Annotated in this window: 16 protein-coding genes; 3 read left to right on the top strand and 13 right to left on the bottom strand. The window is 57.1% G+C overall.

Annotated elements, in window-relative coordinates; translation table 11 throughout:
• Positions 1 to 79 precede the first annotated feature (79 nt).
• From KIH86_RS05905 to hutH, 5 genes are read right to left on the bottom strand one after another with little or no spacing between them, the layout of a single operon-like run.
• A complete protein-coding gene (locus KIH86_RS05905; protein WP_407672242.1) occupies positions 80 to 1,429 on the bottom strand; it encodes an amidohydrolase family protein in 1,350 nt (449 codons plus the stop codon).
• Positions 1,407 to 2,684, bottom strand: a complete 1,278-nt coding sequence (locus KIH86_RS05900; RefSeq protein ID WP_223081762.1) for a Zn-dependent hydrolase — start codon at positions 2,682 to 2,684, stop codon at positions 1,407 to 1,409. The genes KIH86_RS05905 and KIH86_RS05900 overlap by 23 nt, the downstream gene beginning before the upstream one ends.
• Positions 2,677 to 3,966, bottom strand: coding sequence for an imidazolonepropionase (gene hutI, locus KIH86_RS05895; RefSeq protein ID WP_223081760.1), 1,290 nt, complete (start codon positions 3,964 to 3,966; stop codon positions 2,677 to 2,679). Before hutI ends, KIH86_RS05900 begins: the two co-directional genes overlap by 8 nt.
• 22 nt (positions 3,967 to 3,988) lie before the next feature.
• Entirely contained in the window at positions 3,989 to 5,650 is a 1,662-nt protein-coding gene (hutU, locus tag KIH86_RS05890) for a urocanate hydratase (protein WP_223081758.1), read from the bottom strand.
• Between the two features lie 4 nt (positions 5,651 to 5,654).
• Positions 5,655 to 7,190, bottom strand: coding sequence for a histidine ammonia-lyase (gene hutH / locus KIH86_RS05885; RefSeq protein WP_223081755.1), 1,536 nt, complete (start codon positions 7,188 to 7,190; stop codon positions 5,655 to 5,657).
• A 246-nt stretch (positions 7,191 to 7,436) separates the two neighbouring features.
• On the opposite strand from hutH, the gene KIH86_RS05880 reads away from it, so the two are divergent.
• Positions 7,437 to 8,156, top strand: coding sequence for a cupin domain-containing protein (locus KIH86_RS05880; protein WP_235775283.1), 720 nt, complete (start codon positions 7,437 to 7,439; stop codon positions 8,154 to 8,156).
• 130 nt (positions 8,157 to 8,286) lie between these two features.
• Here KIH86_RS05880 and hisC read toward each other — a convergent pair whose 3' ends face one another.
• The gene (gene hisC / locus KIH86_RS05875; protein WP_223081751.1) at positions 8,287 to 9,345 is read right to left on the bottom strand and encodes a histidinol-phosphate transaminase; all 1,059 of its coding nucleotides are present in this window, start codon (positions 9,343 to 9,345) and stop codon (positions 8,287 to 8,289) included.
• 1 nt (position 9,346) lies between these two features.
• Positions 9,347 to 9,979 carry an HAD family hydrolase gene (locus tag KIH86_RS05870; RefSeq protein WP_223081748.1) on the bottom strand — a complete coding sequence of 211 codons (633 nt, stop codon included), beginning with the start codon at positions 9,977 to 9,979 and terminating at the stop codon, positions 9,347 to 9,349.
• Between the two features lie 151 nt (positions 9,980 to 10,130).
• Between KIH86_RS05870 and KIH86_RS05865 the strand changes: the two genes are divergently transcribed.
• Positions 10,131 to 10,688, top strand: a complete 558-nt coding sequence (locus KIH86_RS05865) for a GNAT family N-acetyltransferase (protein ID WP_223081745.1) — start codon at positions 10,131 to 10,133, stop codon at positions 10,686 to 10,688.
• 321 nt (positions 10,689 to 11,009) lie between these two features.
• Here KIH86_RS05865 and KIH86_RS05860 read toward each other — a convergent pair whose 3' ends face one another.
• The 4 genes from KIH86_RS05860 to KIH86_RS05845 all read right to left on the bottom strand — a co-directional run bounded on the left by KIH86_RS05860 (position 11,010) and on the right by KIH86_RS05845 (position 15,836).
• Positions 11,010 to 11,615, bottom strand: a complete 606-nt coding sequence (locus KIH86_RS05860; RefSeq protein ID WP_223081741.1) for a GNAT family N-acetyltransferase — start codon at positions 11,613 to 11,615, stop codon at positions 11,010 to 11,012.
• A 53-nt stretch (positions 11,616 to 11,668) separates the two neighbouring features.
• A complete protein-coding gene (locus KIH86_RS05855; RefSeq protein WP_223081738.1) occupies positions 11,669 to 12,088 on the bottom strand; it encodes a GNAT family N-acetyltransferase in 420 nt (139 codons plus the stop codon).
• Between the two features lie 155 nt (positions 12,089 to 12,243).
• Positions 12,244 to 13,965: an assimilatory sulfite reductase (NADPH) hemoprotein subunit gene (gene cysI, locus KIH86_RS05850; protein ID WP_223081734.1), complete on the bottom strand. Its 1,722-nt coding sequence runs from the start codon at positions 13,963 to 13,965 to the stop codon at positions 12,244 to 12,246.
• Between the two features lie 35 nt (positions 13,966 to 14,000).
• Positions 14,001 to 15,836 (bottom strand): assimilatory sulfite reductase (NADPH) flavoprotein subunit, encoded by a 1,836-nt coding sequence (locus KIH86_RS05845; protein WP_223081732.1) that lies wholly within the window; start codon positions 15,834 to 15,836, stop codon positions 14,001 to 14,003.
• 163 nt (positions 15,837 to 15,999) lie between these two features.
• Here KIH86_RS05845 and KIH86_RS05840 point away from each other — a divergent pair, with 163 nt between their 5' ends.
• Positions 16,000 to 17,505 carry a hypothetical protein gene (locus KIH86_RS05840; RefSeq protein WP_223081730.1) on the top strand — a complete coding sequence of 502 codons (1,506 nt, stop codon included), beginning with the start codon at positions 16,000 to 16,002 and terminating at the stop codon, positions 17,503 to 17,505.
• 224 nt (positions 17,506 to 17,729) lie between these two features.
• On the opposite strand, the gene KIH86_RS05835 is transcribed toward KIH86_RS05840, so the two are convergent.
• Positions 17,730 to 19,133, bottom strand: coding sequence for a HAMP domain-containing sensor histidine kinase (locus KIH86_RS05835; RefSeq protein ID WP_223081727.1), 1,404 nt, complete (start codon positions 19,131 to 19,133; stop codon positions 17,730 to 17,732).
• Positions 19,130 to 19,801, bottom strand: a complete 672-nt coding sequence (locus KIH86_RS05830) for a response regulator transcription factor (protein ID WP_223081725.1) — start codon at positions 19,799 to 19,801, stop codon at positions 19,130 to 19,132. The genes KIH86_RS05835 and KIH86_RS05830 overlap by 4 nt, the downstream gene beginning before the upstream one ends.
• Positions 19,802 to 19,982 lie beyond the last annotated feature (181 nt).

The following is a 19,982-nucleotide window of genomic DNA, read 5'->3' as shown; positions in this document are numbered from 1 at the left end:
ATGGCTGATTGTGCCTTTCCTGCCAATAAGTCTAATAGGATCGCTTGTTAGCAAAATCCCAAACGAATCGGAATCAGGCTCAACCCGAGGAAGCCTTGCGGCTCAAATCCCTGCACAGTTCGTTCACTTTGCGGGCGATTTCGGCTTCCCTCACGGTCTGAAGCCTGCCTTCTTGAACAATCGTTCTGCCGCCAATTACAACATCCCGGATCGCCGTTGGCTGCATGGAGTAGACGACATGAGGCAGAAGATCACCACCGGGAAGAAGCGACAGATCCCCGAGATCGACCGAGACGAAGTCGGCCGCCATTCCCGGCGCCATATCGCCGACCGGCAGTCGCAGCAGCTCGCCTCCGGCTCTCGTTCCCATATGAAACACCTGCTCCGCCTGGATGCAGGTTCCATCAAGCCGGTTCACCTTCTGCAGCAGCGAGCACATTCGCATCTCCTCGAATACGCTGATCCGGTTATTGCTGCACGCTCCATCAGTCCCCAACGAGACGGTTACGCCCGCTTTCAGAAGGTCCGGGATATTCGTGACACCGTCTGCGAGAAACATATTGCTCGAAGGACAATAAGCGAGTCCCGCTCCCTTGGCCCCGAGCAGCGCGATTTCTTCGGGCTCAAGCCAGACGAGATGGACCGCGATCATCCGATCGAAGGCGACGCCGAGCCGGTCCAGATAAGGGACGGTTCTAATGCCGTACTTCGCCAGCGTCTCTTCCACTTCGAAGGTTTCCTCAGCTACATGGATGTGAAACGGAGTATCCAGCTCCTCCGCAAGCCTGGAACCGGCCTTGATCATCTCCGGCGACGCCGCATGGGGGCTGTGGGGTGCGGGATGAATCGTTACCTTCCCGTTCCCCTGATATTTGGCGGCGAGGTAACGGGTTCGGGAGACCGCCTCCTCCACCGTCTCCCGGTATGCGGCGGGTGCGCCGTTCCAGTCGTATAACGTGCGCGCCAGCACAAGCCGGATTCCGAGAGCCTGCGCCGCGCGGATAACGGCTTCATCGCAGGCTGTCCCTCCGTTATGGACATAGAAGAAATCGCAGACCGTCGTGACTCCGTATTTCAGCATTTCGGCAAACGCGAACAGGGCGCCGGTGTAAATCGCTTCTTCGTCGAGAAAAGGCGTATACCTGTATAGTGCACGGTCTCTCCACTCCAGGAAGGGACGGTCCACAGCGATGCCGCGCAGCAGACTTTGAAAGGAATGATTATGGGCATTGACCGTTCCCGGAAGGAGGGCTTTTCCGTTCCAATTATAGACCGCCGCATCCGGGAATTTGGCCTCAAGCAAAAGCTGCTCGCCGGCTTCAACTATGAAGCCATCTTCCGCGCAGACAGCCCAATCCGGCTGAAATTGCCCTCCGCTGTAGACAAGATCCGCCTTATACAGCGCCTTAATGGGCTTCATCCCTTCCATTCGAAGACTGGTCCAGTGCAAGCAGCGTATGCAGCAGCACATTCCCGGCGCATAAAATATCCGCCATGCGACTTTCCTCTTCGGGGCAGTGGCTTTTGCCGTCTATGCTGGGAACGAACAGCATTCCGCTGCGGGTGACGGAAGCCATATGTGCGGCGTCATGCCCCGCCATGCTGCCCAGAGTCATCACCGGAATCTGCAGCCGTTCCGCCTGCCGTTCGGAGATGATCATAATCCCCCGGTCCATTGGCACGGGAGACTGGCTCAATATCAGCGTTCGGTTAATCTTCACCTTCCGCGCCTCGGAGACGCCTATGAGCGCCTCATCCCACGCTTCCAGGAGATGCTCCATCTGGGCTTCCGTCGCGGCCCGGAACTCCGCGGTAATCATCGCTTCTCCCGGTATAATATTGGGGGCTCCGGGCGCAACGCCAATCATGCCTACGGTTCCGACTACTTCGGGAGCGGGGGCATGACGGCAAATCCTCTCGGCGGCCAGAATAACTTCGGCTGCCGCCGCCAGCGCGTCATGACGGTCTCCCATCAGCGTTGTGCCGGCATGGTTGGCCTCGCCTGTAAAGCGTATTTGCTCCCGGTGGATGCCGGTGATCGAGCTGACAATCCCGAGCGGAATACCCTGCCGGAGCAGCCGCTTGCCCTGTTCGATATGCACCTCCAGATAGGCGGCCAGCCCGCCCGGCGGGATCGCCGCCCGCTCCAGATTCCCGGGATCGCCTCCCGCAGATTTAAGCGCATCGCTCAGCAGCCTGCCTTCATCGTTACGAACATCCCGGATATGGCGGGAAGTCAGCTTGCCGGAAGCTACCCTGCTGCCGAACGTCGAGAAGCCGAAGGAATTCGGCTCCTCCGCACTGAAAGAGACCAGCTCAAAGGGATGCCGGTTCTTATACCCGGCATCCTTCAGCGTTCGCAGCACCTCCAGCGCCAGCAGCACGCCGAGAGCGCCGTCATACCTGCCGCCATTCGGAACCGTATCCAGATGGGAGCCGCAGACTAGCGGAGGAAGATCCGGAGCGCTCCCCGGCATGCTGCCCCAAATATTGGCCGCCTCATCACTCCGGGTCTCGATGCCCTCGGCATGAAGAACGGCCTTCAGCCAATCTCTTCCCTCCAGATCGGCTGAGGAGAACGCAGTACGGTGTAGTCCTCCGCCTGCATGCAGTCCGATATCTCCAAGCTCGCGGATCGAGGACTCGAGCCGCGAACCGTTAAGACGCAGTTTGCCGTTATCCAACGAGTATTCCTCCCCTAACCACAACCTCCCCGTTCTTGATCACGGTATCCACGAGATTCATGCCGTAATAATATTGGAGCTGCTTGAAATTATCCGCCTGGAACAGGACGACATCTCCCTTCTTCCCAGCTTCGAGACTCCCGACGGAAGAGGCTCTTCCGACGGCATATGCCGCATTGATTGTACACGCCGTCAGCACCTCCGCAGGCGTCATTCCCATCGTAAGGCAGGCGGTATTCATAACGAATGGCAGCGAGCAGGTCGGGGAAGTTCCCGGGTTGCAGTCGGTCGCCAGCGCAACCGGGACGCCCGCTTCGATCAGCGCCCTGGCTGGAGCGGGCGGCTCCATCAGGAAGAAGGCCGTACCGGGCAGCAGAACGGCAACTGTTCCGCTATGGGATAGAGCGTCGATCCCCGTCTGCGACACCTTAAGCAGGTGATCGGCCGACACGGCCCGCAGCGACGCGGCCAGCTCCGCTCCGCCGAAGCCACCCGCTATCTCATCGGCATGAAGCTTCAGCTTAAGGCCAAGGGCTGCGGCGGCTTCCAGGATTCGGGCGGTCTGTGAGATGCTGAATACCCCTTGTTCGCAGAATACGTCGCAGAATTCAGCCAGCCCTCCTTCAGCGACCGCCGGCAGCATTTCCTCGATGACCAGCCTTACGTAGTCATCTGGACGTCCCGCATATTCCGCAGGAATGGCATGTGCGCCCATGAAGGTAGGAATTACATCGACCGGATGAATACGGTCAAGACTCCGGATGACCTGGAGCTGCTTAAGCTCATCTTGCACAGTCAGGCCATAGCCGCTTTTCACCTCGACCGTGGTCACGCCGTGCAGCAGGAAACGGTCAAGACGCGACTTGGCTTCCAAGACCAGAGCATCTGCGGAAGCCTCTCTCGTCTGCCGCGCCGTGCTTAGAATCCCTCCGCCCTGCTTCAGAATATCGAGATATTTGGCACCATGCAGCCTCATTTCGAGCTCGTTCTCCCGGCTTCCCGCATAGACGGCATGCGTGTGGGGATCAATCAGCCCGGGCGCGGCAACCATGCCGCGGGCGTCGATGACCTCCACCTTCTCCAGAGCCTCCTTCGAGAACGAACTCATGAACAGCTCCGCCAGCGTGTCGGAGCCGCAGAAGACAATAACCCCGTTCTCAATAATGACACTCCCGTCTGCGATAACGCCAAGCCGCGACAGCTCCCTGCCCTTTCTGGGGCCGCGGCCGCCGTCCATGCAGAGCAGCTGGGAGGCCTGCTTGATATAGGTCAGCTTCGCCATATTGCTTCCTCCTTCCTCTCTTTTATGAAGTAAGCCCCGGAATCTTCAGCCCTTTCTCGGCTGCCGTCCGCACAGCCTCTTCATACCCGGCGTCGGCATGCCGGACCACGCCCATGCCCGGATCGGTCGTCAGCACGCGCAGGAGACGCTCTGCCGCTTCCTCGGTTCCATCCGCCACAACGACCATCCCTGCATGGATGGAGTACCCCATGCCAACGCCGCCTCCATGATGCAGCGATACCCAGCTTGCTCCGGCTGCCGTATTAAGCAGCGCGTTCAGGATCGGCCAATCCGCCACTGCGTCGCTGCCGTCCCGCATATTCTCCGTCTCCCGGTTGGGCGACGCCACCGATCCGGCGTCCAGATGATCTCGCCCGATCACAATCGGAGCCTTCAGCTCGCCCGCAGCGACCATCTTGTTGATAATCTGGCCGAACCTGGCCCGTTCGCCGTACCCGAGCCAGCAAATACGTGAAGGCAGCCCCTGAAAATGTACTTTCTCTCCCGCAAGCCGTATCCACCGGCACAGCCGTTCGTTATCTCCGAACTCGCGGAGAATTGCCTCATCCGTCCGCCGGATGTCTTCCGGATCGCCGGAAAGAGCAGCCCATCTGAACGGACCCTTACCTTCGCAGAACTGGGGCCGGATGTACTCCGGAACAAAGCCGGGAACGGAAAAAGCATCCTTGACGCCGGCTTCAAGCGCGTGCTGACGCAGATTATTGCCGTAGTCAAAGGCGATCGAACCAAGACCCTTCATATCCAGAATCGCCTGCATATGCAAGGCCATGGTCGCTTTGGACAGTCTGACATATTCACCGGGATCGCGGCTTCTCAGTGTGATCGCCTCTGCAAGCGTCATCCCTGCGGGCACATAACCGTTCAGCGGGTCATGAGCCGACGTCTGATCGGTCACCAGGTCGGGAATACAGCCGCGCCGGATCATTTCCGGCAGCACATCGGCAGCGTTGCCCTCCAGAGCGATCGAGAGCGGCCGGCCTTCCTTTTTGGCCTCAACGGCGAGCTTCAATGCATCGTCCAGACCGGATGCGAAAACCTCGCAATACCCGGTGGCAATCCGCTTCCGAATCCGGTCCGGGTCGACATCGACAGCGATCACCACGCCTCCGTTCATCGTTACCGCGAGTGGCTGGGCGCCTCCCATGCCTCCCATCCCGGCGGTGACAACCAGGCGCCCTTTCAGGGAGCCATCACAATGCCGCCGCGCAGCCTCTGCGAACGTCTCGAAGGTTCCCTGGAGGATTCCCTGCGTACCAATGTATATCCAGCTGCCGGCTGTCATCTGGCCGTACATCATCAGACCTTTGCGGTCCAGCTCATGGAAGGTCTCCCAGTTCGCCCAGGCCGGAACGAGATTGGAGTTGGCCAGCAGTACCCTCGGCGCATCCCGGGTCGTGCGGAATACAGCAACCGGCTTGCCCGACTGGATCAACAGCGTTTCGTCGTCCTCCAGCTCCTTGAGCGCCGAGATGATCCGGTCATACGCTTCCCAGTTCCGCGCAGCGCGTCCGGTCCCTCCGTACACAATAAGCTCATCCGGACGCTCGGCAACCTCCGGGTCCAGATTATTCATCAGCATGCGCAGCGCAGCTTCCTGTATCCAGCCCTTCGTACACAGCGCGCTGCCCCTCGGAGCGCGGATCACCCGCTTCTGTTCCGCCATCCTCCTACACTCCTTTCGTTGGCGGGATTTGGCTCTTGCCAACGCCGCTCTCGGCGGCCCAGCCGCTGGACTTCATGGCTCTGGCGAGCCGTTCGATATCGCCGCTCATCGCCCGGTCTTCCGTAAGCGGCGGTACTACGGCCCGGATCGCCGTCAACAGGCGGCGGGTTGCCGGTGCGAGCTTATCCGCACCGCGAATTTCAGCCGCCTGCGCTGCGCAGATAGCTTCGATCGCCAGAACCTTATAGGCGTTGCCGACAATCTGCGCCGCATGGCGGGCGGCTGTCGTCCCCATGCTCACATGGTCCTCCTGATTGCCGGAGGACGGTATGGAATCCACGCTTGCCGGGTGGGCGAGCGTCTTGTTCTCGGACACGAGCGAAGCCGCCGTGTATTGAAGAATCATCAAGCCGGACTGCGTCCCGGGGTCCGGACTCAGGAATGCCGGCAGATCATTCAGCAGCGGATTGACCAGCCGCTCGGTCCGCCGCTCCGAAATGCCGGCCAGCTCCGCCATGCCGATCCCCAGGAAGTCCATGGCAAAGGCGATCGGCTGGCCGTGAAAATTGCCGCCCGAGACGATGTCTCCCGTGTCGGGGAACACGAGCGGGTTGTCGGTGGCGGAATTGATCTCGATCAGCAGCTTCTCTTTCACATAGCCGAGCACCTGACGCACGGCGCCATGAACCTGCGGGATGCACCGCAGCGAATACGCGTCCTGTGTCCGAAGCTCTCCCGGGGCCGTCGTAAGCGAGCTTCCGCGGAGCAGCGCCAGCAGTCTTGCGGCCACCAGGCGCTGTTCCGGATACGGCCTCGCCAGATGGGAATCCGGCGTGAAGGCCGCCGGAATTCCCCGCAGCGCTTCAAAGGACAGCGCCGCAATACCGTCCGCGAGTCCCGCGAGCGACTCGGCAGCCAGACAGGCCAGCGAGCCAATGGCCGTCATGGCCTGGGTGCCGTTGATGAGGGCCAGCCCCTCCTTGGCCTCCAGCACGGCCGGCTTAAGCCCCGCCCGCCGCAGAGCTTCACCGCCCGGCAGCCGCTGATCGCCATACCAGGCCTCCCCCTCACCGACGAGGACCAGCGCCAGATGAGCCAGCGGCGCAAGATCGCCGCTGGCTCCCAACGAGCCCTGGGAAGGGACCACCGGCACAATTCCCCGGTTCAGAATATCCAGGAGCAGATTGAGCGTTCCGGCTGTGATTCCCGAGCAGCCCTTCGCCAGCGCGTTGGCCCGGAGCAGCAGCATCGCCTTCACCGTGGAAGGCGGAAGCGGCCTTCCTACGGCACAGGCATGGCTGCGAAGCAGATGAAGCTGAAGCCTGCGCGCAGCCTCCGGCGGGATCAGCGTGTCGCTGAACTTGCCGAATCCCGTCGTGACCCCGTATACTCTCGTACCGGCTTTGACTTTTGCCTCGATAACCCTCCTCGAACGGACGACCCTCTCAATCGCTTCCGGAGCTGCGGCCGCCCGTTCGCCGGTCCGGACAACGGCTTCCAGTTGCTCCAGGGTCAGGCTGTCGCCATCAAGCTGTATCACCTGTCATGGCCTCCTCTCCTATCATTAGGTCCCCGGTTATTTGTCAGAGAAAAAGGCGGCTTCCGGGCTTAATCTCCCGGTTAACCGCCCCCAACTCGGCCGCTTTCACTTGTATATTCTCAACTTATGACAGAGCCGTCTGCAATATAACCGCTGTGATTGGTACATCTGCCCAGACCGCTGCATATGATGCTCCCAGCGATTCAAAGTCTACAACCGAAAGGCAGGCTTCCTATGAATTCATACATGGATTTCACATCCCCGGACGTGCGTTTTTTCTACGATTTGCGCCAAAACCCGTTCTTCATCAAGGACGAACGGAATTTTATCAATTCGCTCTCCGTCAATGAGCTGAACACCCTTGGCAACGCGTCGATGCTGGATATTTTCTTAAGCAAGCAAAATGTCGTCGAGCCTCATATTCACCAAAATGCAACCGAGCTCGTCTACTGTGTCTCCGGCTGCGCCGTCGTTTCGCTCATCAATCCGTTCACCAAGAAGCTGATCAACTGCACCGTCGCACCCTGCCAGGTGGCCTGCATTCCGCAGGGATGGTGGCATTACGAAATCGCGACCACCGACAACACGCATCTGATCGCCATCTTTGACGCTCCGATTCCGGAATTAATCACCGGCTCCGATATTCTTCGGTTAACCCCGGCAGAGGTTCTGTCCCATACTTACTGTCTCAATGAAGAACAGATCAGGGCGGCACTGGCTCCGATCAAGGATACCGTCATCATCGGTCCGCCGAAGGGCTGCGTGGAAGGCTGTCCGCCTCCCATGCATGCGCAGCAGTCCGTGCAGCCAATCCCGACTCCCTTCCCTTACGCCGCTCCCGCCGGCGCTGTCATGCCAGCCGCTGTTCAACCATACGGATGTCCGGGCGGCTATGGGATGAGCGGATATGCTCCCGGCGTCTCTTCTATCCCTTCCCAGACGGGCGGGATGTACCCGGGGATTTAGAGATATAGGGTCCCTACCTTGAGCCTACTTGTGAAAAAAGAAAGCGGGACAGCCGCATCCTGAAGACCGGCTGCCCCGCGAGGCATCAGATATAAACTTTACGGCAATGATCATTACGGCAACGATCCATTCAGCCCAAAATCACTTCCAGCGCTCCACAGAGCGCCTCCATTTCATCATCCGTGCCGATGCTGATCCGCAGGTAATTGTCGATGCGTGGCTTGGCAAAATAGCGGACGATAATGTCCCGTTCCCGCAGCGCATGGAAGATGTCCGACGCGCGGACCGAAGAGTGGCTGGCGAAGACGAAATTCGCCCGAGAATCCAGAACTTCAAAGCCCAGCTCCTTCAACCGCTTGACAGACGCTTCGCGTGTCCGGACAACCCGTCCGACACTTTCAGCAAAAGCCCCGGTGTCCCGCAGCGATGCTTCACCGCCGGCTTGGGCGACGGCATCCAGGGTGTAGGAGTTGAAGCTGTTCTTGATCCGGTTCAGGCCTTCGATCAGATCAGGCTGACCCAAGGCAAGACCGAGCCGGAGCCCGGCAAGTGATCTGGACTTCGAGAAGGTCTGAATAACGAGCAGATTCGGATAATCCGGGATCAGCTTCACAGAGGATTCGCCGCCGAAATCGACATAGGCTTCATCGATAACGACGACCTTGTCGGGATTGAGTTCAAGAATTTCACGAATGACGTCAAGTGGCGTGCATTTCGCTGTCGGCGCGTTGGGATTGGCGATCAGGATGCCGCCGTTCGGTTCAAAATAGGCTTCCGTCTGCAGATCGAAGCTGTCCGTAAGCGGGATTTTGCGATAAGGAATGTCGAACAGGCCCGCGTATACTTCGTAGAAGCTGTATGTAATATCCGCGAAGAGAATCGGCTCCTCGGGATTGAAGAATGCCTTGAAGCAGAAGGCCAGAATTTCATCTGAGCCGTTCCCGGCAAAAATATGGTCGGCAGGCAGGCCGAACACTTCGGAAGCCGCCGCTCTAAGACCCGTGCACTCCGGGTCGGGATAGAGCTTCAGGCGGTCCGACACGGCAGACCTCATGGCGTCCAGCACCTTGTCCGAAGGCGGATAAGGGTTCTCGTTGGTGTTGAGCTTGATGACCTTCTTCGCTCCCGGCTGCTCTCCCGGAACGTAAGGGGTAATGCTTCTCGCGGTATTGCTCCAGAATTTGCTCATTTTATTCTCCTCCTGCGCCTACGAGCTCCAAAATATCCTCCGGGCGCTTGAATTCATAGGTAGCTTCAATTCCGTCCTTGTTGGTGCAGCCCCATACCGCCAGTCCGAAATCGACACCGGCATCTCTAGCGCAGCGGTAATCGTAGACGGTGTCTCCGATATAGATCGATTTCTGTGGATCGGCACCCGTCCGTTCGATGAACTTCAACAGCGGCTCCGGATTCGGCTTATGCTTCTCCGTATCGCTGGCACAGATGAGACAATCCATGTACCCTGTCAGTCCGAACGGAGTGAAGTCATCCTTAAGCTCCTGTGCATTCTTCGAAGTGACGACTCCTGCCTTCCCGCCCTTGACCTGGATACCCTCCAGCAGTGGAACAATCCCGTCAAAGATCTTCGCCAAATTCCAATATTTATGAATCCACTCATTCCAGCTGTCCTGAGCGCGTTCCGGGTCCTTGATTCCCAGCATAGGAAGAGATACCGATCCCGGAATCCCGAAGACAAAAATCAGCTCATCCCGGGTCATTTCACGGCCGTAATCGGTGATCAGCATCATCTGAAGAGCCTTCATAATCGCCTTCTCCGTATCGATCAGCGTTCCATCCACATCGAATATTACAGTATTGTACAAGGGCTTTCTCCTCCATCCACGCTTTCTTATCTGTAGAATAATAGCAGTATCAGCATTAGCTTGAAATCGCTCATTCGATTTATGCATAATGCTTGTATACTAAGATCATATTTTATGAGGTACATAAGGTCAATGTTGTGGAGGCATACAGATGGATATTCAGCTGGTGACAACGGGAGAATGGCAGCAGGACATGTGGAGACGGGCGGAGCCTGTCTACCGGGAGGCGTTCCCGCACGGCGCCAAGCCTGAGGGGATTTTGAAGCAGATGCTGGACCGGGGCATCGGGAGCCTGCATCTGCTTGTACTAGGAAAGGACACGCTCGGAATAGCGGTAACGGGACTTGCCGCAGGCGGGACAGACAGGCTGCTGATCATCGACTATTTGGCGGTTCGAACAGACCTGCGGGGGCAAGGCATCGGCAGACGGTTCCTGAACATGATCGTAAAATGGGCCGTCAGGGAGCATCGGGTATCAGGCATTTTGATCGAGGTGGAAGCCGGAGATACGCCTGAGCATGAAGAACGTTTTCATTTTTGGGAAAAATGCGGGTTCATCCGGACCTCCTACGTGCATCCCTATATCTGGGTTCCGGAGCCGTATTCGGCCATGCTGCTTCCGCTCAACCCCTCTTTAAAAATCACAGACGACGGCCGCTCCCTTTTCCGATATATCGAGAATTTTCACAAACGTTCCTTTCGCCCTTAGAAATCTTGCCGGGTAGATCTGTGTGCATAACCGTCATGGCATAAAAAAAGGAACCGCCGTTCGCCGGCAGTCCCGTTATCAGTTAAGGTGAGAAGTGAATGTTTTATGCCAATACCCTCTTGCTAGGGTAATTTTCCTGAAATCCAACGCCGAAGGATCGATCTCCTGCGAGATCTTCTTCTGCCTTTGAGATAGTACATGGATGAATCAACTACCTTTCGGAATTACATCACGCCTCAATGTTTTTCCAGCCGACAATTGATATACTCCACTTCCCACCTACTCTTATTTACCCCATATCGGCGCATTCCAAACCCGAAATCACAAAGGACTGGCGTTAAACTTCTCTCCGCCGCCTTCAAGAGTGTTAGATTCTAAGCCATTGTCGCGGAACCGGCTCATGATGATCGTATTATAGAACCGTCCGTCTGATAGACGCTTGTCCTTCTTCAGAACGGCTTCCGTCTCAAATCCGAATTTCCGGTACAAGCCGATCGCCTTGATGTTGCTCTCAAGCACGTTCAGGCTCATCTTCAAAATGCCGGCGCTATCGGCCCACCCAAGAGAACGCTCCAGTAATTGTCCGCCGATGCCGTATCCCCAATAGGCCTTCAAGATGCCAACGCCGAATTCCGCTTTGTGGGCAAACCGCTTCAGCTCATTGCCTTGTACTCTGGAGAAGCCCGCGATCCCCTGCTCCGTCTCCGCCACCAGGAACAAATTCCGGCTGCTGCCTGCATCTGTCCGAATCAATTGGGCGAAGCCATCCGCATCGATATAGCCCTCGCCCGGCTCTCTGTCCATGTTCTGTGTCTCGCCGTCAATTAGCAGCCGGACCGCTGATAGTTCAGAAGCATCTTCCAGTCTTGCGGAGCGGATTACATAGGTTATTCCATTTCTGCTGCAAGTCTGTCCGCCAACGATCATGACAATCTCCTCTCTCCCGTGTTGCCTTTTGCTGCCTATATATTACTCTCCTATTATACACCAGCGCTCTGCGTTCTCCTCATCAAATGAAGATTCCCCAGGTCTGCTGTAAAGCCCCATTGCTCATAAAAAGGCAGCATTTCTTCTGTGCAGTACAATTCCAGATGCTTGATTTCTTTCATATCTGGATCAGACATGACCGCTTCCAGCAGGATATTTCCAAGTCCCATTCCCCTATGCTCCCGGTCCACAACAACATCCAGCAGCAGCGCCTTATAGACGCCATCGGTCAGAACACGCATGAAGCCGATCAGATTGTCCTCAGAATCCAGTAGGCCGAAAGGGCGGGAATGGCGGAGCATCACTTTAACATCTGCCAGATTCCGGTCCTGTGCCCACCAGCACTGCCGGTACAGTTCCATCAGCTGCGTCAGATGGTTCTCCTTCAGCTCTGTAATTATCATAACGTCCATAGAGCCTCACCCTTCATCAAAATCTAATGATCAAACTCCAGTGATCAAACTTCAATGATCAAATAATAGAAAAGAAGGATCTCCCTTGGGAAATCCTTCAAGTCTGGTTGCGGTACACTCCCCGCTGTGCAGGAACCGCCTTAGTCCCTTGCAGTTTAGGCGTGGAAGCTGCGGCCGTCGGTCACTTCCGGCACATAGCCTGTGCGAACGACGAAATCGCCGAAATGCTCGCCGTCTTCCCGTTCCTTCGCATAGCGGGAGAAGATCGGCTCAAGGGTGCCAAGGATTTCGGCTTCACCGATATTCTCCTTGTACAGCTTGTTCAGCCGGCTGCCGCTGAAGCTGCCGCCCAGGTACATATTGTACTTGCCCGGTGCCTTGCCGATGAACGACAGCTCGGCCAATGCAGGCCGGGCGCAGCCGTTCGGGCATCCGGTCATGCGGATGACGATTTCTTCCTCACGCAGGCCGGCGGAGTCAAGGATGACGTCCAGCTTATCGATAAGGCTTGGCAGATAGCGTTCGGATTCCGCCATGGCCAGTCCGCAGGTCGGAAGCGACACACAAGCCATGGAGTTCCGGCGCAGAGCCGAATAATGCAGGCCGTCGGTGAGGCCGTACTGCTTGATCAGAGCGTCGATTTTCTTCTTCTTCTGGCTGCTGACACCGCCGATAATCAGGTTCTGATTAGCCGTCAGGCGGAAGTCGCCGGTGTGAATCTTCGCGATCTCGCGAAGTCCCGTCATGAGCGGATAGCCTTCGATGTCCTTGATTCGTCCGTTCTGGATGAACAGCGTGAAATGCCATTTGCCGTCGCTGCCTTTGACCCAGCCGTAACGGTCGCCGTTGTGGTCGAACTGGAACGGACGGGCCTCCTGAAGCTCCCAGCCGAGACGTTCGGTCAGTTCGCCCTTGAACCAATCCAGACCGCGGTCGTCAAGTGTATACTTGAACCGGGCGTGCTTGCGCACGGCGCGGTCGCCGTAATCGCGCTGAATCGTGACCGTCTTCTCGGCCACGTCAATCAACTGATCCGGCGTGATGAAGCCAATAACCTTGGAAATCTGCGGATACGTCTTCGGATCGCCATGGGTCATTCCCATGCCGCCGCCAACGGCGACATTGAAGCCGGCAAGCTTGCCGTTCTCCACGATAGCGATGAAGCCGAGGTCCTGGGAGAACACATCCACATCATTGGACGGCGGAACCGCAATGCCGATCTTGAACTTGCGGGGCAGATAGACGGCTCCGTAGATCGGCTCCTGTTCCTCAGCGTCACGGCTGTCCACGATCTTCTCCTCGTCCAGCCAAATCTCGTGATAGGCGCGGGTCCGCGGGTCCAGATGGTCGCTTACCTTGCGCGCCCATTCGTACACTTCGGAGTGAATCTCCGACTGGTTCGGGTTCGGATTGCACATGACATTCCGGTTGACGTCGCCGCAGGCGGCGAGCGTGCTCAGCAGAGCATCGTTGACTTCCTTGATTGTGTTCTTCAGATTCCATTTGATGACGCCGTGCAGCTGGAATGACTGACGGGTTGTCAGGCGGATTGTACCATTGCCGTATTTATGCGATATCCGGTCCATCATGAGCCACTGGTTCGGCGTTACGATGCCGCCCGCGGCGCGGACGCGGAGCATGAACTGGTATGATGGCTCAAGCTTGGACTTCGCACGCTCGGCGCGAAGATCGCGGTCGTCCTGCATATAGCTGCCATGATGCTTCATCAGACGGTTATCGTCTTCGGGGATCGAAGCCGTGATCGGATTCTTCAGCGTCTCCTCCAGGCTGCCCCGCAAATAATTGCTTCGCCGCTTGATGTCCTCCACATCGCTGTGGGGAGCGTCGGTCGGCGGATATTTATCGTAAAGTCCCATTGCTGCTGTACTCCTCTCGGCGATAATCTTGCGGCTTAATAGACATCCCGCTGATAACGTTTCTGCTGCTGCATGTTAAGCAGGTATTCGGAAGCTTCTTCCGTACTCAATCCGCCTTCCTGCTCCAGTATGGCCGCAAGTGCGTTGTGCACATCATGCGCCATTCTCTTCTCGTCGCCGCAGACGTAGACGGCGGCGCCTCCTTGAATCCACTGGTACAGCTCGCGCGCTTGCTCCAGCATGCGGTGCTGGACGTACACCTTCTTGTCGGTGTCGCGGGAGAAGGCGACATCCATCCGGGTCAGAACGCCCTTCTCCAGCCAGCGCTGCCACTCGACCTGGTACAGGAAGTCGGTGAAGAAATGCTGGTCGCCGTAGAACAGCCATGTCTTGCCCGCAGCTTCCGTCTCTTCCCGTTCGCCCAGGAAGGCGCGGAACGGTGCGACACCGGTGCCGGGTCCGATCATGATCACCGGCGTATCCGGATTTTCCGGAAGCTTGAAGTTGGAGTTGCTCTGGATGAACACCGGAAGCTTGTCTCCCGGCTGGGTCCGCTCGGCGAGCTGCACGGAGCAGACGCCGTAGCGCTGTCTGCCTCTATTCTCATAGCGGACGGTCCGGACCGTGAGATGCACTTCGTCCGGATATGCCTTCGGACTGCTCGCGATCGAGTACAGACGCGCCGGAATCTTGCGGAGCGCCTTGACGAACTCGCCCGCCGGTGCGCCCTTCAGGCTATGGTCCTGAACCAGGTCCAGGAGATCATGTTCCTGCAGATAGGAACGCAGCTCCTGCTGCCGTTCCGGTGCAAGCAGATCCTTCAGTCCGCTGCCCTGCGCAAGCTTGGCAGCCTGCTCCAGAAGCGGCTTCGTCAGCACCGTGATCTCGTAATAGCGCAGAAGCGCTTCACGAAGCGGCAGCGCTCCGTTCTTGCCCGCTTCCACCTCTTCTCCCGGATTCCAGCCCATATACGTGATCAGCTCATCCACCAGCTGCGGATGATTCTCCGGGATGACACCGAGGCTGTCACCCGGCTCATAGCTCAGGTTCGAGCCTTCCAGCGACAGCTCGAGATGGCGCGTCTCGCGGTCCGAGCCGCGGCCGTTGAGGTTCAGATTCTCCAGAACCTCGGCCTGGAACGGATTGCTGCGCGAATATTCCGTCTCGCCCGATACAGGCTCGGACACGGCGGCAATCGCAGCGGCTCCGGCAGCCGGCGCGGATTCGCCCAGTGCTGTCAGCACAGCCTTCATCCATTCCGCCGCCGGCTCGCCGAAATCAACATCGCAATCCTGACGGGGAACGATCCGGTTCGCGCCGAGCTCTTCCAGGCGCTTGTCGAAATCCTTGCCTGTCTGGCAGTAGAATTCGTAAGACAAATCGCCGAGCGCCAGCACGGAGTAGTTCAGCGATGGCAGCTCAGGCGCGCGCTTGCTGTGCAGAAACTCGTGGAATGCGATCGCATTGTCCGGCGGTTCACCTTCACCATGCGTGCTGACGAGGATGAGCAGGTTGCTGGCTTTCTTCAAATTGTTGGTCTTATAATCGCTCATGGCAGAGAGGGTGGTGATAAATCCGTCCTCTTCGAGCCGCTTCGCAAATTTCTTCGCCAGTCCCTTGGCATTATCCGTCTGGGAACCGAACAGAACGGTCACATCTTTGGGGGCCATATTCACCGGCACGGAAGCCGCCTGCACGGCAACGGCCGCAGGAACGGCTGCCGGAGCAGCGGAAGCAGCGCTGCCAGCGCCTGCCGCAGCCAGGTATCCGCTAAGCCATACCCGCTGGCCTTCGGTTAATGTCGGAAGAAGACGGTTCAGCAGCTCCGCCTGCTCCTGACTAAACGGACTATTTGTTACATGAAATTCCAACCCAATCCACCCGCCTCATCTTCGTCGTAGTAATACCAAGTAATTTGGTCTCCATTTGGTTATCCTCATTAGAACCTATCATACACCGTCAGACAGGTCAATTATTATCATTTTATAGCTTTTATCAGTTATAGTTATAAAGGACATTATTCTGGAAAAACGAATGTCGCATAATGAATCGGGGGGATTTCCAATTCGCAGTCTATCTCTAACCAAAAGCATCAAAGCCGTTTACGCCCTACTGGTGGCGGTTGTCCTGCTGGCTCTGTTCCCGTGGGCATCCTACAATGATCCGGATACATTCTGGCATGTCGAGCTTGGCCGATATATGCTGGAACACCGGACTGTGCTTCACCATGCCATACATACGTTCTACGGCGACAAACTGCCGTACATTCCGCATGAATTCGGATTTCAAATCGTCGCGGGCGCTCTCTATAATGCACTCGGCTGGCCGGGACTTTATCTGCTGACCGCAGCCTGCTTCTTTCTGCTGATCCTGGGCCTTCTGCAATTGGCCAAGGTGTCGCGCCGCGAGCTGGGCTTCAAGGAGGATCATCCTTTAATCCTGCCGTTCGTAATGTTAATCTCGGTCTGGATTTACTACAACTATTTCAAGGGCAGACCCCAGATGGTGTCCTCCTGGATGATCGTCTGGTACTTCGTATACCTGCGCAGATTCCAGCTGATGCCAAGCAAGCGAAGCGCCGCCGTCATGATCCTGTTGTCGCTCGGTATCGCGAATTTTCATGCAGGAGTATGGCTCGTCATTATCGTCTTCACAGGCATGGCTTTTCTCGAAGCCTGGATCGACGGCAGGCTGAACAAGAACCGAATCATCGTGTTCGCGGCGGTAACGCTGATCGGACTCGCCAACCCCGGCGGCTACAAGAGCCTGCTCTATATCCTGACGGTCAGCCAGAATAGCTACAATATGCTAATCAACGAATGGCAGCCGATATCTTTCGGCAAATGGGATACATCGGCGATGACGCTTCTGCTGTTGTTCTTCGCCGTGACGCTGCCCTTCTCGCTGTTCCGGAAGCCGTTTCGCTTCTTCGTCATGCTGGGCGTTCTGTATCTCGGCGTGTCCAACTTCAAGCAGAATTTGTTCATGTGGCTCTTTATCCCTTATTTCGCCGGCGCTTTCTTCGAGGCTTTTCCTTGGATGCGAAAGGTGGATCTCCGCCTCTCTCCGGGCGTTATCAAAGGGGCGCTTGCTGCCGGCCTTCTGGCCAACTGCGTGGTGAACTTCATCCACCCGCCAAAAGTCGATGTCCACGGCTACCCGGTCGATGAGATGAACTACGTTCTTTCGCAGCAGAAAGGAAGCGAACGCCCCCGGGTGCTAGCACCTTATGGGTCATCCGGTTATGTGATGTACCGGGGAGGCGACGTTCTGTGCGACGGCAGGCAGGACCCGTTCACCACCAAAGCCTCTCTCGGCCCTTACGGCTGGACCGCTTTTGAACGCTCCATGTACGGCTTCTCCGACATTTTGCCGGACATCGCCGCTTATGACAAGCCGGACTACATTATCGTCCGCAGCAGCGCCGCTACCCGCCTGTTCGAAGGCTGGAGAAAAGCCTTCGGCGAGCCGGTATACCGGGGACAGTATGGCAGCGTCTTTAAGTATACCGGCAGCACAGGGGCGCATACCGGGTCGTAACCTGCACGCTTCCTTTGATCCCGACCTTTCTCGTCTGCCAGTCTGATGGGCTTTCTCCACAGTGCTCTCATAGGAACACTCCAAAAAAATGACCTCAAAATCCGCACTGAAGTGGAGGCTGAGGTCATTTTTTAATTACCGGATTTCTATAACAAAGTGGGGATGAGGAATTCCAAAATGCTTCTGAGACACTCCCTATTCGAATACCTGGAGGGATGCCAGGTTCAGCTCCCGCTCAGAGGGAAGAGCAGCGTCGCTTTCGTTCCTCCTCCCGGTCGATTCTGGATTTCCACGGAGCCGCCATGCCCCTTCATCAGACGCTCCGCGATGGCAAGCCCCAGTCCGGTGCCGCCTTGCTCGCGGCTGCGCGACTTCTCGGCGCGGTAGAAGCGCCGGAACACATGTGGCAGGTCTTCACCGGGAATTCCGATTCCCCGGTCCATGACCGAAACGGCGACGTGATCCCCCACAATATCCATCTGGACCGAAATTTCCTTGCGGTCTGCCGAGTATTTCACCGCATTGTCCATAAGGATCAGCAGAACCTGCTCCAACGTCTGAGGCTTGATACTAGCGCTGGCAGACTCTGCGTTCCGGGTATCGAGCGCAAAATCGAAATCCGGATGCAGCAGGGTGAAATTTTTGACCGTATAGCGCACCGTTTCGGATATCTGTGTTGCATGTATCTCCTTGCGGTCCCTTACCGCCTCTGCCCTGGTTAGCTCCAGCAGGTCGTTCACAATGCCTTTCAGTCTGGACAGCTCCTGCGCAGAAACTTGCAGCGATTCTTCCAGGATGGCCGGATCATGCTTCCCCCAGCGGTTAAGTAGGGAAATATGGCCTTCGATAATCGAAATGGGCGTTCGAAGCTCATGGGAAGCATCCGCCACGAATTGCTGCTGCGCCTGAAAAGCCTCTTCGAGCTGATCCATGAGCTCGTTAAAGACTGCGGCCAGATGGCCGAGTTCGTCCCCGCCGTTCGGAACGGTAACCCTCTCCTGCAGACCCTTCCGCTTCATATTGTTCATGGTGTCGGTCAGTTCCCGGACCGGCCCCAGCAGCTTGCGGGACAGGATGACGCCGCCTAAGCCGCTAAGCACAAAAGCGCCCAGCAGACCGGCGAGCATAACCGCCAGAATCATGCTGCTCAGCTTATCTGAATTCTCCAGATTGTTGACGATTTCCACCGTTCCGGTGAAGGTGGCGGTCCGGATCGGGCTCCGGACGACCAGCAGATGATCGTCTCCATACCATACCGTGGAGGCAGAAGTGTGAACGGCGTTCTCGGGAGCCACCCAATCGAGCGGCAAATGATCGGCAACCGTAATCAACGGAGTCCCTTCACTGTTCAGAATCCGGATCAGCTGGTCATAGGAATTCAGGCTCTCCACATAGGGCCGCATGCTCTCAGCCGACTGCTCCGTAACCTTCCCGATCTCGAAATAGCTGCGGATCTCGCCTGCGCTCTTCAGCGCGGCGGACTGGGCCTGACCGAACATCCAGTGATTGATCACCACATATTGAATCCCGTTATAGGTCAGAAACAGGATGCACATAAGCGCAGCCGCCCAGAGCGTCAGCTTCCAGCGAATCGACATCCGGGCCAGCGCACTGCGGACCCGGCTCATTTCCGCATCACATAGCCAAGGCCGCGCAGCGTATGGATGAGGCTGGGTTTGCCCGGCTCGTCGATTTTATTGCGGATGTAGCTAATATAGACATCGACCGCCTTGATCTCCACCTCGGAATCATAGCCCCAGATCGTCTCCATCAGCATTTCACGGGTCATGGCTCGCCCCATGTTCTCCATCAGCGCCTGCAGAATTTCGAACTCGCGCTTCGTCACCTCGATAGCCATTCCGCCCCGGGTCACCGTTCGGCCGTCCACATCCAGCTCCAGGTCTCCGCAGCGCAGCACACGGGTGCTCTGCACCGACCCTGATCTTCGGAGCAGAGAACGCATCCGGGCCAGCAGCTCTTCGATGTCGAAGGGCTTCGGGATGTAATCATCCGCTCCGCTGTCGAGCCCCGCGATCTTCTCCGGCAGGCCGTCTCTTGCCGTGATCATAATGACCGGCGTGCTGCCAGCCGCCCGGATTTGAGCGCATACCGCAAGCCCGTTCATCCCCGGCAGCATCAGATCCAGCAGCACCATATCCCACGCCGACCCCAGTGCCAGCTCCAGGCCTTTCTTTCCGTCATAAGCGACGGTTACCGCGTATCCGGCATGCTGAAGCTCCAGTTCAACGAAGCGCGCCAAATTTTTCTCATCTTCAATCAACAGTATTTGCTTCACAGGCTCACCCTCGTTTGTTGTCTTCTACACAATATTCTTGCTTCCACTCCTTATTGTACTCCGACCACCTTAAATATCGGTAAAGAAAAAATCGGCTGCACTCCCAATGTCATTAAGTTTAGCTCAAAGACAAGAACGACAATAGAAATTGGAACCAAAACGGCATGGGAATGAGTCCTGT

Origin of the sequence: Paenibacillus sinensis, assembly GCF_019904155.1 — a bacterium.
Lineage (GTDB): Bacteria > Bacillota > Bacilli > Paenibacillales > Paenibacillaceae > Paenibacillus_AQ > Paenibacillus_AQ sinensis.
The sequence above is the reverse complement of the archived record's forward strand: the minus strand, read 5'-3'. Positions and strand labels throughout refer to the sequence as shown.

Coding starts and splice junctions, on each gene's coding strand:
- KIH86_RS05905 (WP_407672242.1), bottom strand. CDS start 1,429: ATGGAAGGGATGAAGCCCATTAAGGCGCTGTATAAGGCGGATCTTGTC.
- hutI (WP_223081760.1), bottom strand. CDS start 3,966: ATGGCGAAGCTGACCTATATCAAGCAGGCCTCCCAGCTGCTCTGCATG.
- hutU (WP_223081758.1), bottom strand. CDS start 5,650: ATGGCGGAACAGAAGCGGGTGATCCGCGCTCCGAGGGGCAGCGCGCTG.
- KIH86_RS05880 (WP_235775283.1), top strand. CDS start 7,437: ATGGATTTCACATCCCCGGACGTGCGTTTTTTCTACGATTTGCGCCAA.
- hisC (WP_223081751.1), bottom strand. CDS start 9,345: ATGAGCAAATTCTGGAGCAATACCGCGAGAAGCATTACCCCTTACGTT.
- KIH86_RS05865 (WP_223081745.1), top strand. CDS start 10,131: ATGGATATTCAGCTGGTGACAACGGGAGAATGGCAGCAGGACATGTGG.
- KIH86_RS05860 (WP_223081741.1), bottom strand. CDS start 11,615: ATGATCGTTGGCGGACAGACTTGCAGCAGAAATGGAATAACCTATGTA.
- KIH86_RS05855 (WP_223081738.1), bottom strand. CDS start 12,088: ATGGACGTTATGATAATTACAGAGCTGAAGGAGAACCATCTGACGCAG.
- cysI (WP_223081734.1), bottom strand. CDS start 13,965: ATGGGACTTTACGATAAATATCCGCCGACCGACGCTCCCCACAGCGAT.
- KIH86_RS05840 (WP_223081730.1), top strand. CDS start 16,000: ATGTCGCATAATGAATCGGGGGGATTTCCAATTCGCAGTCTATCTCTA.
- KIH86_RS05835 (WP_223081727.1), bottom strand. CDS start 19,133: ATGAGCCGGGTCCGCAGTGCGCTGGCCCGGATGTCGATTCGCTGGAAG.